16 protein-coding genes and 1 pseudogene are annotated in these 16,405 nt (G+C 72.3%); 5 read left to right on the plus strand and 12 right to left on the minus strand.

Annotated elements, in window-relative coordinates; all coding sequences use genetic code 11:
• Positions 1-81: 81 nt before the first annotated feature.
• Together ACFYXM_RS16375 and ACFYXM_RS16380 are read right to left on the minus strand one after the other, a co-directional pair.
• Entirely contained in the window at positions 82-657 is a 576-nt protein-coding gene (locus ACFYXM_RS16375; protein WP_389289859.1) for a sigma-70 family RNA polymerase sigma factor, read from the minus strand.
• Between the two features lie 315 nt (positions 658-972).
• A complete protein-coding gene (locus ACFYXM_RS16380) occupies positions 973-1,584 on the minus strand; it encodes a response regulator transcription factor (RefSeq protein ID WP_003948568.1) in 612 nt (203 codons plus the stop codon).
• A 422-nt stretch (positions 1,585-2,006) separates the two neighbouring features.
• Here ACFYXM_RS16380 and ACFYXM_RS16385 point away from each other — a divergent pair, with 422 nt between their 5' ends.
• A complete protein-coding gene (locus ACFYXM_RS16385) occupies positions 2,007-2,345 on the plus strand; it encodes a WhiB family transcriptional regulator (RefSeq protein WP_389289860.1) in 339 nt (112 codons plus the stop codon).
• A gap of 208 nt (positions 2,346-2,553) precedes the next feature.
• On the opposite strand, the gene ACFYXM_RS16390 is transcribed toward ACFYXM_RS16385, so the two are convergent.
• Positions 2,554-3,444 (minus strand): LysR family transcriptional regulator, encoded by an 891-nt coding sequence (locus ACFYXM_RS16390; protein ID WP_389289862.1) that lies wholly within the window; start codon positions 3,442-3,444, stop codon positions 2,554-2,556.
• Between the two features lie 431 nt (positions 3,445-3,875).
• Between ACFYXM_RS16390 and ACFYXM_RS16395 the strand changes: the two genes are divergently transcribed.
• Together ACFYXM_RS16395 and ACFYXM_RS16400 are read left to right on the plus strand one after the other, a co-directional pair.
• Positions 3,876-4,649: an SDR family NAD(P)-dependent oxidoreductase gene (locus ACFYXM_RS16395; RefSeq protein WP_389289864.1), complete on the plus strand. Its 774-nt coding sequence runs from the start codon at positions 3,876-3,878 to the stop codon at positions 4,647-4,649.
• A gap of 370 nt (positions 4,650-5,019) precedes the next feature.
• Positions 5,020-5,130: pseudogene (locus tag ACFYXM_RS16400) on the plus strand (hydroxyacid dehydrogenase); the annotation flags it as partial.
• 246 nt (positions 5,131-5,376) lie between these two features.
• Here the strand turns inward: ACFYXM_RS16400 and groL are convergent.
• The 3 genes from groL to ACFYXM_RS16415 all read right to left on the minus strand — a co-directional run bounded on the left by groL (position 5,377) and on the right by ACFYXM_RS16415 (position 9,028).
• Positions 5,377-7,002, minus strand: a complete 1,626-nt coding sequence (groL, locus tag ACFYXM_RS16405) for a chaperonin GroEL (RefSeq protein WP_073786879.1) — start codon at positions 7,000-7,002, stop codon at positions 5,377-5,379.
• A gap of 100 nt (positions 7,003-7,102) precedes the next feature.
• On the minus strand, positions 7,103-7,411 hold the full coding sequence (gene groES / locus ACFYXM_RS16410) for a co-chaperone GroES (protein WP_073786877.1): 309 nt from the start codon (positions 7,409-7,411) through the stop codon (positions 7,103-7,105).
• A gap of 597 nt (positions 7,412-8,008) precedes the next feature.
• Positions 8,009-9,028, minus strand: a complete 1,020-nt coding sequence (locus ACFYXM_RS16415) for a polysaccharide deacetylase family protein (protein ID WP_389289866.1) — start codon at positions 9,026-9,028, stop codon at positions 8,009-8,011.
• A 411-nt stretch (positions 9,029-9,439) separates the two neighbouring features.
• Here ACFYXM_RS16415 and ACFYXM_RS16420 point away from each other — a divergent pair, with 411 nt between their 5' ends.
• Positions 9,440-10,648 (plus strand): methyltransferase domain-containing protein, encoded by a 1,209-nt coding sequence (locus ACFYXM_RS16420; protein WP_389290019.1) that lies wholly within the window; start codon positions 9,440-9,442, stop codon positions 10,646-10,648.
• Between the two features lie 84 nt (positions 10,649-10,732).
• On the opposite strand, the gene ACFYXM_RS16425 is transcribed toward ACFYXM_RS16420, so the two are convergent.
• Complete coding sequence (locus tag ACFYXM_RS16425; RefSeq protein ID WP_389289868.1) at positions 10,733-11,395, minus strand: hypothetical protein; 663 nt, start codon at positions 11,393-11,395, stop codon at positions 10,733-10,735.
• A 101-nt stretch (positions 11,396-11,496) separates the two neighbouring features.
• Here ACFYXM_RS16425 and ACFYXM_RS16430 point away from each other — a divergent pair, with 101 nt between their 5' ends.
• Positions 11,497-12,117 carry a class I SAM-dependent methyltransferase gene (locus ACFYXM_RS16430; protein ID WP_389289869.1) on the plus strand — a complete coding sequence of 207 codons (621 nt, stop codon included), beginning with the start codon at positions 11,497-11,499 and terminating at the stop codon, positions 12,115-12,117.
• Between the two features lie 177 nt (positions 12,118-12,294).
• On the opposite strand, the gene ACFYXM_RS16435 is transcribed toward ACFYXM_RS16430, so the two are convergent.
• The 5 genes from ACFYXM_RS16435 to rimI all read right to left on the minus strand — a co-directional run bounded on the left by ACFYXM_RS16435 (position 12,295) and on the right by rimI (position 16,384).
• Positions 12,295-13,554, minus strand: a complete 1,260-nt coding sequence (locus tag ACFYXM_RS16435; RefSeq protein ID WP_389289871.1) for an RNA polymerase sigma factor — start codon at positions 13,552-13,554, stop codon at positions 12,295-12,297.
• A 149-nt stretch (positions 13,555-13,703) separates the two neighbouring features.
• The gene (locus tag ACFYXM_RS16440) at positions 13,704-14,063 is read right to left on the minus strand and encodes a YciI family protein (RefSeq protein ID WP_389289872.1); all 360 of its coding nucleotides are present in this window, start codon (positions 14,061-14,063) and stop codon (positions 13,704-13,706) included.
• Positions 14,064-14,451: 388 nt separating this feature from the next.
• A complete protein-coding gene (locus ACFYXM_RS16445; protein WP_389289874.1) occupies positions 14,452-14,736 on the minus strand; it encodes a hypothetical protein in 285 nt (94 codons plus the stop codon).
• Positions 14,733-15,857, minus strand: a complete 1,125-nt coding sequence (tsaD, locus tag ACFYXM_RS16450; RefSeq protein WP_389289876.1) for a tRNA (adenosine(37)-N6)-threonylcarbamoyltransferase complex transferase subunit TsaD — start codon at positions 15,855-15,857, stop codon at positions 14,733-14,735. The genes ACFYXM_RS16445 and tsaD overlap by 4 nt, the downstream gene beginning before the upstream one ends.
• The gene (gene rimI / locus ACFYXM_RS16455) at positions 15,857-16,384 is read right to left on the minus strand and encodes a ribosomal protein S18-alanine N-acetyltransferase (RefSeq protein ID WP_389290021.1); all 528 of its coding nucleotides are present in this window, start codon (positions 16,382-16,384) and stop codon (positions 15,857-15,859) included. The genes tsaD and rimI overlap by 1 nt, the downstream gene beginning before the upstream one ends.
• Positions 16,385-16,405 lie beyond the last annotated feature (21 nt).

Raw genomic sequence — 16,405 nt, forward strand, 5'->3', positions numbered from 1 at the left:
GCACGAGAGGCGCGGGACGTACGCGGCACCGTGGCGGGAACGGGGGCCGGAGCCGGGGAAGTGCCCGTCGCCCGGCCCGGATCACTGCTCGGCGAGCGCCCGCAGCCTGCTCAACGCACGGTGCTGGGCGACCCGGACGGCGCCCGGTGACATGCCCAGCATCTGCCCGGTCTCCTCGGCGGTCAGGCCGACCGCGACCCGCAGCACGAGCAGCTCGCGCTGATTGTCGGGGAGGTTCGCCAGGAGCTTCTTGGCCCAGGCCGCGTCGCTGCTGAGCAGCGCGCGCTCCTCGGGGCCGAGCGAGTCGTCGGGCCGCTCGGGCATTTCGTCGGAGGGCACGGCCGTCGACCCCGGATGCCGCATGGCGGCCCGCTGGAGATCGGCCACCTTGTGGCCCGCGATGGCGAAGACGAAGGCTTCGAAGGGCCTGCCGGTGTCCTTGTAGCGCGGCAGCGCCATGAGCACCGCGACGCAGACCTCCTGCGCCAGGTCCTCGACGAAGTGGCGCGCGTCACCGGGCAGACGACTCAGCCGCGACCTGCAGTAACGCAGCGCCAGCGGGTGAACATGGGCCAGCAGATCATGGGTGGCCTGCGCATCGCCCTCGACGGCGCGGTGCACCAGTGCACCGATCGCCGTCGTCTCGTCGTCGCGCATCGGACCATGGTGCCTCGGAGTCTCGTCCTCCGCTCCGCCGCGTCCGTAGTTGTGCACCGAAGCGTTATGAGCGGGTGCGCCGGAAGTCATGTCCTGCGCCCTCCCCTTCCGCTCGACCGAATCGTTCCCGAGGAACTCCACGTCTCAAGGATGCGGCATCGGCCGTGAAGCGTCACATGTCGTCGGCCCGGCGGACACGGTCGGCCCGGCGGACACCACCGGTGCGACGGTGCCCGCCCCGCGCGCGGCGGTCGCGACACCCCGCCCGCCGGAGCGCGGACGGGGAGACGGTCGACCGCCGGTCACGACCGGCTCTCAGCGGACCAGGCCCCAGCGGAAGCCGAGAGCGACGGCGTGGGCGCGGTCCGAGGCGCCGAGCTTCTTGAACAGACGCCTGGCGTGCGTCTTCACCGTGTCCTCGGAGAGGAACAGCTCACGGCCGATCTCGGCGTTCGAGCGACCGTGGCTCATCCCTTCGAGCACCTGGATCTCCCGCGCGGTGAGCGTGGGCGCGGCACCCATCTCGGCCGACCGCAGCCTGCGCGGCGCGAGCCGCCACGTCGGATCGGCCAGCGCCTGGGTGACGGTGGCCCGCAGCTCGGCGCGGGAGGCGTCCTTGTGGAGATAGCCGCGGGCACCGGCGGCGACCGCGAGCGCGACGCCGTCCAGGTCCTCGGCGACGGTCAGCATGATGATCCTGGCGCCGGGGTCGGCGGAGAGCAGCCGCCGGACCGTCTCCACACCCCCGAGACCGGGCATGCGTACGTCCATCAGAATCAGATCCGAACGGTCGGCGCCCCAGCGGCGGAGGACTTCCTCGCCGTTGGCCGCCGTCGTCACACGCTCGACGCCGGGCACGGTCGCGACCGCGCGACGGAGCGCCTCTCGGGCAAGCGGGGAGTCGTCGCAGACGAGGACGGATGTCATGGCCGCCCTCCGCAGCTGATGCGCGTCACCTTGAGCCTCCAGGCTGTTCACAAGTCGTCACCTGAGCGGTTGACGCTCTCGGACATCTGCCCGATCGCTTTTTCTGTCAACCACTTCCGCCCTCTCAACGATGGTCACTCGAAAGAGTTACGGGTTCGACGGCAGGGTTCGGCACTCTACGTGAGGGAGCGCGCACGGAGGAGAGCGACGCGGATCGTCCAGCTATCAACCGGTTCTTCATATGAAGGTATGCCCCATTTAGCGGGTCTTCTTCCCTTTTCCAGGTGTCTATGGCTAGATTCACAATCAGTCATATTTACATCTACTTGCACCGTGGATGTAGGTGTCATGGACACAATCAAAATAGACGGCACCGGACGACAACGACGTTTCCGACTCAGCATGGTTTGAGGGGACAAGCAATGGCAGATTTCTCCCGCCTTCCCGGACCCAACGCCGATCTGTGGGACTGGCAGCTGTTGGCGGCCTGCCGCGGGGTCGACAGCTCGCTGTTCTTCCACCCCGAGGGTGAGCGCGGGGCGGCACGCAGCGCCCGCGAGAACTCGGCGAAAGAGGTCTGCATGCGATGCCCGGTACGCGCCGAATGCGCGGCACACGCGCTGGCCGTACGGGAGCCCTACGGCGTGTGGGGCGGACTCACCGAGGACGAGCGCGAGGAGCTCATGGGGCGGGCCCGCAACCGTCTGATCGCGGCGTCGGCACCGTCGAACGGCGTTCCGTCCCCGGCGGGGCACGGCTGATCCCGGCGGCCCACGCGGTCCATAAGACGAAAAGCGTTTCTCCATCACCACCCGACCACCGAGGGAGGCCGGGTCACAGGCAGGCCCCGAGCCGGGTCACGCACGCTTCCGAGCCGCGCAGGCCCCCGGCACGGGTCACACGCGCGGCCTCCCGCGCCGCGTCACGGGCAGCGCCCGGCCGGCGGGCGGGTCGCGGGCGGTCCCCCGGTCAGCGGGCGGCCGCCAGGAACAGCCGGTCCAGCGTGGCCGCCACGGCGGGCACCCGCGCCAGGTCAGGGAGGGTCAGGGCGACGATCTCGCGCTCGACGGCCGGTTCGACCGTGACGGTGCGGACCCCCTTGGTGCGCACCGACTCGATCGCCAGTTCCGGCAGCACCGCCACCCCGAGCCCGGCCCCCACCAGGCCGACGACCGCGGGGTAGTCGTCGGTGGCGAAATCAATCCGGGGCGTGAAGCCCGCCTCCTCGCAGACCTCCACCAACTGGCGCCGGCAGCGCGGACAGCCGGCGATCCACGACTCCTCGGCCAGCTCGGCGATGGTGACCGCCCCCGTACCGGACAGCCGGTGCCCCTCGGGGACCAGGCCGATCAGCCGGTCGGTGAGGAGCGGACGCACGACCAGGTCCTCCCATTCGGCGCCCGGAGCGCTGTAGCGGAATGCCAGCGCGATGTCGCAGTCGCCCTCGCGCAGCATCTCGACCGAACGCGGCGGCTCGGCCTCGACCAGGGAGACCCGGGTGCCGGGATGGGCCGCGCGCAGCGCCGCGAGGGCCCCGGGCACCAGGGTGGAACTGCCGCTGGGGAACGAGACGAGCCGGACCCGGCCGGCCCGCAGCCCGGCGATCGCGGCGACCTCCTCCTCCGCGGCGGTGAGCCCGGCCAGGATGCCCGAGGCGTGCCGGACGAGGGCCTCGCCCGCCTGCGTGAGCCGCATCTCGCGTCCGGTGCGGATCAGCAGCGTGGTCCCGGCCGAGGACTCCAGGGCCTTCATCTGCTGGCTGACCGCAGGCTGCGTGCAGCCCAGTTCGCGGGCCGCGGCGGAGAACGAGCCGGTGGCGGCCACGGCGCGCAGAACACGGAGATGACGGGCTTCGATCACCCCTCAACCATAAGCATCTCTTGGGCGTGGCGCTAATTACCCAGATGTACCTTTGGGGCGGGATGGTTAGCGCTCTCCGTGCGTGCCCGGCCGCGCCCGAGACGCATCCGGTGCGCGTCCTGTGCGCGTCCTGTGCGCGGCCCTGGCGGGGCGGTGCGGCGGGGACCGAAGGCCCGGGGCCGAAGAGGCACCCCGGAGCCGAAGAGACATGAAGAGGCGGTGAAGGGGCGGCGGCAGGCCGATGAAGGTGCTGAGCGTGAACGTGGGACGGCCCAGGATCGTCGCCCACACCGACGCCCCGGGCGGAGCGACCGGCATCGGCAAGCGGCCGGTCCGGACCGCGCCTTCTGTGGGCGGCCCGACCCGGATCGAGGCGCCGTCCGGGTCACCGTCCGGCCGTGATCCGGCGGACAGGCACTAACGTGCCGCCCATGACGACTGCACTGATTACGGGCGCGACCGCGGGGATCGGCGCCGCGTTCGCGCGGCGGCTGGCGGCCGACGGGCACAACCTGGTGCTGGTGGCGCGCGACGCCGAGCGACTGCGCGAGCAGGCGACCGAACTGCACGACCGGCACGGCATCGAGGCCGAGGTACTGCGGGCCGACCTGTCCGAGGACAAGGGGATCGAGACGGCCGAGGAACGCTTGACGGACCGTCAGCATCCGGTTGACCTGCTGGTCAACAACGCCGGGTTCGGGAACAAGGGCCGCTACCTGGAAGTGCCCATGGCCGACGAGCTGAACATGCTCAAGGTGCACTGCGAGGCGGTGCTTCGCCTGACCTCGGCCGCCGTGACCGGGATGCGGGAACGCGGACGGGGCGGGGTCGTCAACGTGGCCTCGGTGGCGGCGTTCGTGCCGCGCGGGACGTACGGCGCGTCCAAGGCGTGGGTCGTGCAGTTCACCCAGGGCGCGGCCAAGGACCTGGCCGGTTCGGGGGTGCGGCTGATGGCGCTGTGCCCGGGTTTCGTACGCACGGAGTTCCACCAGCGGGCCGGGATGGGGACCGGCAACATCCCCGGCTGGATGTGGCTGGACGCCGACAAACTGGTGGAGGCGGCCCTGGCGGACCTGGCGCGCGGCAAGTCCCTGTCGGTGCCGGACCCGCGGTACAAGGCGCTGATGGGGGTCGTGAAGCTGACGCCGCGCGGCCTGCTCGGAGGGGTCGCCTCCAAGACGGGCCGCAAGTACGGACCCCAGTGAGCGAAAGGTCCCCCGCGAGCCTGTTACCGGATCACCCGATGACGGGGAGCCGGCTGCGTGGTTCCCGGGCTCGCGCCTCCCGGTCACGGGCTTTCCCGGCACGCGCTCGCCCGGCCGGGGCACTCCGTTTCCGCCGTGGGAATCCGTTTCCGGGGAGGGGACATGTCGGCCCGTCGGGCACCGGAGGGGCGGTGGCCTGACGGGCCGTGCCGTCGGACCGCTGTCCACCGTGCGACGACGGGACCCGGTGCCGGGACGAACGGTCCGGTCGAACGGTCGGGGCCGGGGCCGGGCCGGGAACGGGCCGGGAACGGGCCGGGAACGGGCCGGGAACGGAGCGGGTCGATGGTCGGGGGAATCCGGGCAGGACGATGAGCTGCACCGGATGGCCGACCAGGCGCTGGACGAGCTGGAACGGTACACGCGGGGGAAGCCGTTCGCGGATCCGGTCCGCGCGGGGGTGCTGACCCGGTCGGCGTGACCGCCCGGACCCGCACACAGGCCGAGGCCCGGTATCCCGCGACGGGATACCGGGCCTCGGTGGCTGGTGCCGTGACCGGCAATGTCTGCCCGGAAGGAGCGTCGTACGCTGCGTGCGATCGCAAGGCGGCCGGAAGCCCCCGGATGGGGTCTCCCCTGCCCGAACGAAGCTGAGAGCTCGGGGAAGTGCCGCGCGGCGCGACGGGGCAGACGTTGCCGGGAGGGGCACCAGTGCCGGGGTTACGCGTCAGTGCGCGTGGCCGTGGCCGCCGTGACCGGCCTCGGCCTCCTCCTCGGCCGGCTTCTCGACGACCAGGGTCTCGGTCGTGAGCAGCAGCGACGCGATGGACGCGGCGTTCTCCAGCGCGGAGCGGGTGACCTTGACCGGGTCGATGACGCCGGCCTTCACCAGGTCGCCGTACTCGCCGGTCGCGGCGTTGAAGCCCTGGCCCTTGTCGAGGTCGGCGACCTTGGAGGTGATGACGTAGCCCTCCAGGCCGGCGTTCTCGGCGATCCAGCGCAGCGGCTCGACGGCGGCGCGGCGCACGACCGCGACACCCGTGGCCTCGTCGCCGGTCTTGCCGAGGTTGCCCTCCAGGACCTTGACCGCGTGGACCAGAGCGGAGCCACCACCGGAGACGATGCCCTCCTCGACCGCGGCGCGGGTCGCGGAGATGGCGTCCTCCAGACGGTGCTTCTTCTCCTTGAGCTCCACCTCGGTGGCGGCACCGACGCGGATCACGCACACGCCGCCGGCCAGCTTCGCGAGGCGCTCCTGGAGCTTCTCGCGGTCCCAGTCGGAGTCCGTGGCCTCGATCTCGGCCTTGATCTGGTTGACCCGGCCCTTGACGTCGCCGGGCTCGCCGCCGCCGTCCACGATCGTGGTGTCGTCCTTGGTGACGGTGACGCGGCGGGCGGTGCCCAGCACGTCCAGACCGGCCTGGTCGAGCTTGAGGCCGACCTCCTCGGCGATGACGGTCGCACCGGTGAGGGTGGCGATGTCGCCGAGCATGGCCTTGCGGCGGTCACCGAAGCCGGGGGCCTTCACGGCGACGGCGTTGAAGGTGCCGCGGATCTTGTTGACGACGAGGGTCGACAGCGCCTCGCCCTCGACGTCCTCGGCGATGATCAGCAGCGGCTTGGAGCCACCGGCCTGGATGACCTTCTCCAGCAGCGGGAGCAGCTCCTGGATGGCGCCGATCTTGCCCTGGTGGATCAGGATGTACGGGTCGTCGAGGACGGCCTCCATGCGCTCCTGGTCGGTCACCATGTACGGGGACAGGTAGCCCTTGTCGAAGGCCATGCCCTCGGTGAAGTCGAGGTCCAGACCGAAGGTGTTGGACTCCTCGACGGTGATGACACCGTCCTTGCCGACCTTGTCCATCGCGTCCGCGATGAGCTCGCCGACCTGCGGGTCCTGCGCGGAGAGCGCGGCCACGGCGGCGATGTCGGACTTGTCGTCGATCGGGCGGGCGGTCGCGAGGAGGTCCTCGGACACGGCCTTGACCGCCGCGTCGATGCCCTTCTTCAGGGCGGCCGGGGAGGCGCCGGCGGCGACGTTGCGCAGACCCTCGCGGACCAGCGCCTGGGCCAGCACGGTGGCAGTGGTCGTACCGTCACCCGCGATGTCGTTGGTCTTGGTCGCGACCTCCTTCACCAGCTGGGCACCGAGGTTCTCGTACGGGTCCTCGATCTCGACCTCGCGCGCGATGGTGACACCGTCGTTGGTGATGGTGGGGGCACCGAACTTCTTGTCGATGACGACGTTGCGGCCCTTGGGGCCGATCGTCACCTTGACCGTGTCAGCAAGCTTGTTGACGCCGCGCTCGAGGGCGCGACGGGCGTCCTCGTCGAACTTCAGGATCTTCGCCATGGGAGCTGAGCTTTCCTCTCGAACAAACCGCGCCCCCGGCCGCCCGGCTGATCACAACGCACGGGGCCAGGGGCGCGGAACGGAAGCAGACGTGGGTGAATTACTTCTCGATGATCGCGAGCACGTCGCGAGCCGAGAGGACGAGGTACTCCTCGCTGTTGTACTTCACCTCGGTGCCGCCGTACTTGCTGTACAGCACGATGTCGCCGGTCTTGACGTCGAGCGGAAGGCGCTCGCCGTTCTCGAAGCGGCCCGGGCCCACGGCCAGGACGACGCCCTCCTGGGGCTTCTCCTTGGCGGTGTCCGGGATGACCAGGCCGGAGGCCGTGGTCTGCTCGGCGTCGAGCGGCTGGACCACAATGCGGTCTTCGAGCGGCTTGATCGCAACCTTGGTGCTGGCGGTCGACACGATCCGGTCTCCCCCTTCGGAGATCTCACGGGGTTAAGAGTCTGTGTGTGGCGACCAGGTGGATCCGTCGTCGCGGGTGCCGGACCTGCCAGTCGCACAGTACTGCTGGCACTCTCCATCGGTGAGTGCCAGCACCGAGACTATGACCGCGATTAGCACTCGGTCAAGCGGAGTGCCAATTCAGCCAGTCGTGGCGTCCGGGCTCCCCCTGCCGGCCCGGGGTGCCGAGGCGCCGGCCCGTACACGGGAGCCCGGGCGGAACAACAGTGCGGGCTGGACCGGTCCCGGACGGTCGGACGCACGCGAGGGCCGGGGGCGAGTTCCGGCCGGGGGCGGGTGAGGTCGCGGGCAGGTTCCGGCCGGGGCGAGCTCCGGCTGGGGGTGCGGGTGAGGTCGCGGGCGGCCTTGCGGCCCAGCCGCTCGACCGGATCGGCCGACTGCGCGCACCCGGCCGTCGCCGTCAGCAGCGCACCGGCCGCCGTCGCCCCGGCGATCAGTCGGCGCGCCCGCCCCGCCGTCCGGCGCCTCTCGCACGTCTCGTACGCCTCGCACGTCGCGCACGCGCCCGTCCCGTGCCGCTCGTGCGCGGCCCTCCGGTCATACGTAGTCCTCCAGCCGGGCCACCGCGTACCCCTGGTCCGTGATCGTCTTCATGACGGCGCGGACCAGTTCGGTCATGTCGGCGCCCCATTCGTTCCGGCCCCGGAAGTGCGTGAGGATGATGTCGCCGGGGCGCAGCTTCCCGTCCCCCTCGCGCCATTCCATGTGGTCCGGGAACGCCTCCGCGTTCCAGAGCGGCACGGCCTCGATCCCGCAGGACTTCGCGATGCGCAGCGTGTCCGCGTTGTAGTTGCCGTACGGCGGACGGAAGAGGACGGGCCGCTTCCCGAACTGCTTCTCGATGATGTCCTGCTGACCGCAGATCTCGCGCTTCTGCTCCTCGTACGAGAGCTCGGGAAGGTAGGGGTGGCTGAGGGTGTGGTTGTTGAGGCCGACGCCGAGCCGTTGCGCCTCGCCGAAGTACCCGTAGTTGCCGCGCACCTCTTGGTCGGTGAGGAACGCGCTGTACGGGATGTCGAGTTCGTCCATCATCCGCAGCAGTTCGGGGTCCTTCTCCGCGCCGTCGTCCATGGTCAGGAACACCACCCGGTCCTCGGTCGGGACGGTGGTGAAGACCGGCGGCAGGGAGGCGTCGCCGCCCGTGACCTCGAAGCCCCTCCGAGTGGTGACGCGCGGCTTGGCGGCGGGCGGGGGTGCGATCAGGGGCGCGCGGGCCAGCCCCCATTTCTTGGCGAGGGCGGCCCGTACGGCCGGGGCGAGCTTCGCGTTCTCGCGCGCTCCGGCGGGGGCGCCGCGGTCGGCCGGGGCACCGGCCCCTCCGTGGTATCCCGGTCCGCCGGGATGCCCGGGGGGCGGTTCGGTGGGCAGCACGGGGAAGGGGCCCATGGACGCGTCGGCCCGGTGCCCGGGGCCGGTGTCCGCCCGCCCCGCGGTCCCGGAGGCGCACCCCGAACCGACCGCGGCGACCAGGAGTGCGGCCAGGGCCGCGCGGGTCGGCCGACGCCCCGCGGAGCCAGGACCGCGGGACGCGCACGGGCCCGATTCACACGCTTTCATGGCCAATTCTTCCTTTTATCGTATTAGTCGTATAAATGACGTGGCGTTGCATACTGCCAGCTCACGAAGGGCACTCCGGCCCGACACCACCGCCGGCCGCGCCGGTCAACCCGACTGGCTCACCACCCCGACTGGCTCACAATGGGGCGGGTGAACGCTCTCGCCCCGAACGACCCGGCCGGTTCGCCCGACCTGGCAGGACCGAACAACTCGAATGCCCCATTCGGCGCCGACGCCGCGTCCGGCGCGGACGTCCCGGAAGCCGCGTCCGGCGCGGACGTCCCGGAAGGCACGGACGCCGCGTCAGGGACCGATGACGCCTCCGGGACCGATGACGCCTCCGGGGCCGGTGACGTCACCGGCGCTCATGACGCGTCCGGCGCCGACGGTCCGCTCGCCGCCTTCCGGGCCCTGCGCACCCCCGAGGGGACCGCTCTGCTGGACGAACTGCGGTCCTACGACCCCTCCCAGGAGCTGGCCACCGCCACCCGGCTGCGCCGCACGCACCCACCCGCCCTGGTGTCGGCGGCGCTGGGGCAGGCGCGGCTGCGGCAGCGGGCGGTGGCGAAGTTCGGGGCCGAGGACGCGTACCGGATGTTCTTCACGCCGAACGGTGTCGAGCAGGCGACCCGTACGTCGGTGGCCACGCACCGGGCCCGGCGGTTCGCCGAGGCGGGCGGGGTGCGGAGCCTCGCGGACCTCTGCTGCGGGATCGGCGGCGACGCGATCGCGTTCGCGCGGGCGGGCATCCGGGTCCTCGCCGTGGACCGCGACCCGCTGACCGCCGAGGTGGCCCGCGCCAACGCCGCCGCGCTCGGCCTGGCGGACCTGATCGAGGTGCGGTGCGCCGATGTCACCGAGGTCGACGCCTCGGGGTACGACGCGGTCTTCGTCGACCCGGCCCGGCGCGGCGGCCGGGGCCGGATCTTCGACCCCGAGGCGTACTCGCCGCCGCTCTCCTGGGCGACCGGTGCCGCGCTGCGGGCCCCCCGCGCCGCGCTGAAGATCGCCCCCGGCATCCCGCACGAGGCGATCCCGGAGCAGGCCGAGGCCGAGTGGATCTCGGACGGCGGCGACGTGAAGGAGGCGGTGCTCTGGTTCGGCGAGGGCTTCACGGCCGGTTCGTACCGCGCCACCGTGCTCCCGGCCGGGGCCGGTCTGTGGTCGGCGGTCCCGCCGCCCGCCCCGCCGGTCGGCCCGGTCGGGCGCTATCTGTACGAGCCGGACGGCGCCGTGATCCGCGCCCATCTGGTCGCCGACGTGGTGGCGCGGTGCGACGGGCGGCTGATCGACGAGACCATCGCGTACGTCACGAGCGACCGGCCGTACGCGTCCCCGTACACCTCCGGGTACGAGATCACCGATCAACTGCCGTTCAACATGAAGAAGCTGAAGGCACTGCTGCGGGAGCGGGAGGTGGGCGTCCTGACGGTGAAGAAGCGCGGCTCGGCCGTCGAACCGGAGGAGCTGCGCCGCCGGATGAAGCTCCGGGGACCGAACGCCGCCACGGTGTTCCTGACCCGGGTGGCCGGGGCGCCGACGATGCTGATCGGCCGTCCGTCGACCGAACCGACACCGGCCGGCCCACCGGGCGAGGACCGGCCGCCGGCCGGCCGCTGACCCGTCCCCGGCCAGGGGCCCCGCCCGGACCCGGCTCGGACGCGGCGGGCCGGACGGGCCGGGCCCCGGTCAGCGGTGCGCGGGTCAGCGGTGCGCGCCGCCGCCGGTGGAGAACAGCGGCTGCGGGGCGGGCGCCCCGGCCAGTACCCGCATCACCCAGCGGCGGTGGGCGGACGCCTTGACGAGGCCGATCAGCCCGGTGAGCCAGGCGATCATCCCGAGCCCCATGACCATGGCGACCAGCCCGTAGGACTCCTTGACCGCCTCCTCGACCGCCGGGAACGCGAAGCACATGTACAGCCCGAGCGCGCACAGCGCGTAGGACAGCAGCAGCCACACCAGGGCCGTCCCCGGCTTCCGCAGCCCCGCGTCCCGGGCCGGGTCGCGCCCCAACTCGCCCCAGGAGACGAGCAGCCGACGGATGTCACGGTCGCGGCGCAGCCCGACCGCGACGAGTATGACGGCGGGCACCACGCAGCAGACGCCCATGACGACGAGGATCAGCGCGAGCACGGCGCTGAAGAAGTCGGAGGTCTGCTCGAACGCGGTCATCGCCGCGCCCACCAGCGACCAGCCGATCGCGCAGAGCACGGCCCACAGCCACAGCAGCGCCAGCCGTCCCAACGACATGTGCCGTCTCACCAGCTCCGCGAGCACCCCGGCCCGGTCGGCGAGCATCTCCTCCCGGCCGGGCCAGGCACGTATCTCCACGGGCGGCGGGGGCGGCAGTTGGGTGCGCAATGACATGGACCCGACCCTATCGAGTGCGGGCCACCGCTCCCGCGCGACGTGCGATGCGCGGGGACCGCCCCGGTGCCATGCTGGAGAGGGACACACGGAGGTTCCTGATGGGGTTCTACGCCGAACGGATCGTGCCCCGGATCGTCGATGTGGTCGGCGGGATGAAGACGACGGAACCGCTGCGGCGCCGGGTCTGCGAGGGCCTGTACGGCGAGATCGTCGAGATCGGCTTCGGCTCCGGGCGCAATGTGCCGTTCTACCCGGAGACCGTCACCGCCGTGGCCGCGATCGAGCCGTCCGACCTCGGCTGGCGCCTCGCCCGCGACCGTGTCCACGCGGGACGCACCCCGGTGCGGCGCGCCGGGCTGGACAGCCAGTACCTGCCGTTCGACGACGAGACCTTCGACGGCGCCCTGTCCACGTGGACGCTGTGCACCGTCCCGGACGCCGACGCGGCGCTGCGCGAGGTGCGGCGGGTCCTGAAGCCCGGCGGAACCCTGCACTTCCTGGAGCACGGACTGGCGCCGGAGGAGGACGAGGACGTGCGCCGCCTGCAGCACCGCCTCGACCCGCTGGAGCGGCGGCTCTTCGGGGGCTGCCGTCTGACCCGGCCGATCGCCGGGATGGTGACGGCCGCGGGATTCACGATCACCGACCTCGACGTGTTCTACGAGAAGGGTGCGCCGAGGACGATGGGCGCCGCCTCGTTGGGCGTGGCCGTGCGCTGACCGGGCGCCGTGCACCGGACGGGCGCCGCCTGCCGAACAGGCACGACCGAGCGCCGGCCGGGCTGCTGGACAGGCACGGTCATGCGCCCACAGGGCTGCCGAACAGGCCCGATCGTGCACCGGCCGGGCATACCCGTGAGCTGATCGGGCGCCGAACGGGCGCCGCGGACAGGAGCGTCATCGGTCGAGCCGTGCCGCGCGGTCGAGCAGCAGCGCGCGTTCCCGTTCGTTGCGGGTCAGTCCGGCGGCCCGTACGAACTCCGCGCGTGCCTCGTCCGTACGGCCCGCGCCGGCCAGCAGGTCCCCGCGGACGCTCGGCAGCAGGTGGTAGTCCCGGAGCGCGCGGTCGTCGGCCAGGGCGTCGACGAGGGCGAGTCCGGCCTCCGGACCCCGTGCCCTCGACACCGCCACGGCCCGGTTCAGCTCGACGACCGGTGACGGCGCGATCGCGGCGAGGCGGTCGTAGAGGCCCGCGATGCCGGCCCAGTCCGTGTCCTCGTACCGGGGCGCCCCGGCATGGCACGCGGCGATCGCGGCCTGTACGGCGTACGGGCCGAGTCCGGCGCCCGTCGCCCGTGTCAGGGCCACGGACCGTTCCAGGGCGGCGATGCCGCGCCGGATCAGGAGTTGGTCCCAGCGGGCCCGGTTCTGGTCGGCGAGCAGCACCGGCACGCCGTCGGGCCCGGTCCTGGCCGTCCCCCGCGACGCCTGGAGCTCCAGCAGCGCGACCAGGCCGTGGACCTCGGGCTCGTCCTCCATCAGGGCCGCGAGCACCCGGGCCAGCCGCAGCGCGTCCTCGCACAGCGCCGGACGCAGCCAGTCGTCACCGGCCGTCGCCGCGTAGCCCTCGTTGAAGATCAGGTAGATGACTTCGAGCACCGAGCCGAGACGGGCGGCGCGGTCCGCCCCGTACGGCACCTCGAACGGGACGCCCTCACGGCCGAGGGCCCGTTTCGCTCGGACGACGCGCTGGGCGACGGTCGCTTCGGGCACCAGGAACGCGCGGGCGATCTCCTCGGTGGTGAGCCCGCCGAGCAGCCTCAGTGTGAGGGCGACACGGGCCGGCGTGGCGAGCACCGGATGGCAGGCGGTGAAGGTCAGCCGGAGCAGGTCGTCGTCGATGTCGTCGGTTTCCGCGAGCTCGGGCGGCGGCACGTCCTCCAGGGCCCGCCCCACCTCGGCGAGCTTGCGCGCGTAGGTCTCCTTGCGGCGTACGAGATCGATGGCGCGGCGCTTCGCCGTGGTCATGAGCCAGGCGCCCGGCCGGTCCGGGACACCCGAGTCCGGCCACTGCTCCAGGGCGGCCACCAGGGCGTCCTGTGCGATCTCCTCGGCGATGCCCACGTCCCGCACGATGCGGGCGACACCCGCGACGATCCGCGCGGACTCGATCCTGAAGACCGCTTCGATCGCCGTCGCCGTGCTCCCCACCGTCATGATCAGCATTCGATCAGCCGTGCGGCCGGGCGACAAGCCCGGCGGGCCCGGCGGGCCGTCGCCGTGCCCCGGTGCCGACGCGGGGTCGGCGACGGGACCGGGGACGCAACCCGCACCGCGACCGGGGCCGGAACCGCCACCGGCGCCGGTCAGGCGCCCGGAGGCTCCTCGATCCGACGGACCTCGCAGGTGATGTTCCATTCCTCCGGGTGCACCTGCAGGAACCGCCGGGCCCATTCCAGGGCCTCCGCCTTGTCCTTGACCTGGAGGATGGCGTAACCGCCGACGACCTCCTTGGCCTCGGTGAAGGGGCCGTCGGTGGCGCTGAGCCGGCCACCGGACCAGGTGAGCCTGGTCCCCTCGGAGGTCGGGGTGAGCCCGGCCGTCTCCAGCATGACCCCGGCCTTGGTGATCTCCTCGAACAGGGCCTTCATCCGCTCCTCGACCTCCGGGCCCGGACGTCCGGAGTTCTGCTCGTCGAGACGGATCAGCGACATGAAACGCGGCATGGTGACTCCTCGGTCGGAAGGTGCGGGGCCGTTCCCCGCCTCTCACCCCTGCGTCGAACGGGAGACGGCCGGATCGACATCCGCTCCGGAATTCTTCCGGGAATTTTTCCGCGACGACCAGAGCGGTCCGTTCCGGCCGCGGCAGCAGCAGGAGGGCGGTCGGCGCCGCCGCCGCGAGCAGCAGCCCGGGGCCGAGCCCGGCGATTCATATGCCGAGCCCGGCGATTCATATACGCGTATAAAAATAAGCGCGGCGCGGACGGGAAGCCGGGCGGGGGCGGGCGGACACGTGCGGGCGCGCCGGGTGCTAGGGCTACGCCGACCTGGTCGACCTCGTACGCAGCTCTCCCCCTCCACGGGCCACGGGGCCGCTTGCCCCGCGGGCCGCTCAGTCGGCGGACTCCACCGCCTCCAGCGACTCGAAGCGCCAGCGGTGCACCGGGCGGGTGACCACATCGGCCTCCGGTGACGGGAGTTCGGGCAGCTCGTCACCGTAGGCCGCGTCCCACCAGGTGATGACCAGGACCCGGTCCTGCGGGGCGCGCAGCACCTCGCGCCGCAACGGCTCGCGGGCCAGTTCGGCCGCGCGGGCGCGGGCCCACTCCAGGAGTTCGGGGCCCCGGCCGGTGACGGCGCGGGCCTCCCACATCAGCGCGACGGTCGTACCGCTCATGAGTAGAGGTTTTCCTTGCTGATCTCGTGCACGTGATCGTGGTCGTGTGCATGGCCGTGCCCGTGTCCGTGCGCGTGGGCGCCCGGCACATGGGCGTCCGTCACCGGCAGCGACGAGTCCGCGGACAGTTCCAGGTCCGAGGCGGGCCGCCCCCGGGCCACCATCTCCGCGCCCAGCGCCGCGACCATCGCCCCGTTGTCCGTGCACAGCCCCGGCCGGGGCACCCGCAGCCGGACGCCGGCCCGTTCGCACCGCTCCTCGGCCAGCGCCCGCAGCCGCGAGTTGGCCGCGACGCCGCCGCCGATCATCAGATGGTCGACGCCCTCGTCCTTGCAGGCCCGGACGGCCTTGCGGGTGAGCACGTCCACCACGGCCTCCTGGAAGGACGCCGCCACGTCCCGTACCGGCACCTCCTCGCCCGCCGCCCGCTTGGCCTCGACCCAGCGGGCCACCGAGGTCTTCAGGCCGGAGAAGGAGAAGTCGTAGGCGGCGTCGCGCGAACCGGTCAGTCCGCGCGGGAACGCGATCGCCGCCGGGTCGCCCTCCCGCGCCAGCCGGTCGATGACCGGGCCGCCGGGGAAGCCGAGGTCCAGCACCCGGGCGATCTTGTCGAACGCCTCGCCCGCCGCGTCGTCGATGGTCGCGCCCAGCGGACGCACGTCGCTGGTGATGTCCGGGGCCAGCAGCAGCGAGGAGTGGCCGCCGCTGACCAGCAGCGCCATCGTCGGCTCGGGCAGCGGACCGTGCTCCAGCTGGTCGACGCAGATGTGCGAGGCCAGGTGGTTCACCCCGTAGAGCGGCTTGCCGAGCGCGTACGCGTACGCCTTCGCCGCCGAGACGCCGACCAGCAGCGCGCCCGCGAGGCCGGGGCCGGCGGTGACGGAGATCCCGTCGAGGTCGCGGGCGCTGATCCCGGCCTCCTTCAGGGCGCGCTCGATGGTGGGGACCATCGCCTCCAGGTGCGCGCGGGACGCGATCTCCGGGACGACGCCGCCGAAGCGGGCGTGCGTGTCGACGCTGGAGGCGACGGCGTCGGCGAGCAGGGTCGTGCCCCGGACGATGCCGACACCGGTCTCGTCGCAGGAGGTCTCGATGCCGAGTACGAGCGGTTCGTCAGCCATCAGTCAGTTCCAGTTTCCGGTACGGGCTCTTGTACGTCTTCCTGCGCGTCCGCGTGCACGTCCACGTCCTGGTGCGCCTCCTCGTGCACGCGCAGGCGCATGACGAGCGCGTCGACGTTGCCCGGCTGGTAGTAGCCGCGGCGGAAGCCGACGGGTTCGAAGCCGAAGCGTTCGTACAGCTTCTGCGCCCGGGTGTTGTCGACGCGGACTTCGAGCAGCACCTCGGCGCACTCGAAGGCCGTGGCGTGTTTGAGCAGGTCGGTGAGGAGCGCGGAGCCGAGGCCGCCGCTCCAGTGGTCGCGGGTGACGCCGATGGTCTGCACGTCGGCGAGGTCTCCGGCCGCGGCGAGACCGGCGTAGCCGACGATCCGGCCGGTGGCCGGGTCCTCGGCGACGACGTAGCGGCGGGTGGTGCCGGGGCCTCGCGCGTGCGCCAGCTCGGACCAGAACATCCCGGCCGACCAGGCGTCGTCCGGGAACAGCTCGGCCTCCAGCTCCAGCACCGGGCCGATGTCCCACCAGCGCATCTCGCGCAGCACGGCGGTCGC

The sequence above is a fragment of the Streptomyces sp. NPDC002476 genome, assembly GCF_042889785.1.
Taxonomy (GTDB): Bacteria; Actinomycetota; Actinomycetes; order Streptomycetales; family Streptomycetaceae; genus Streptomyces.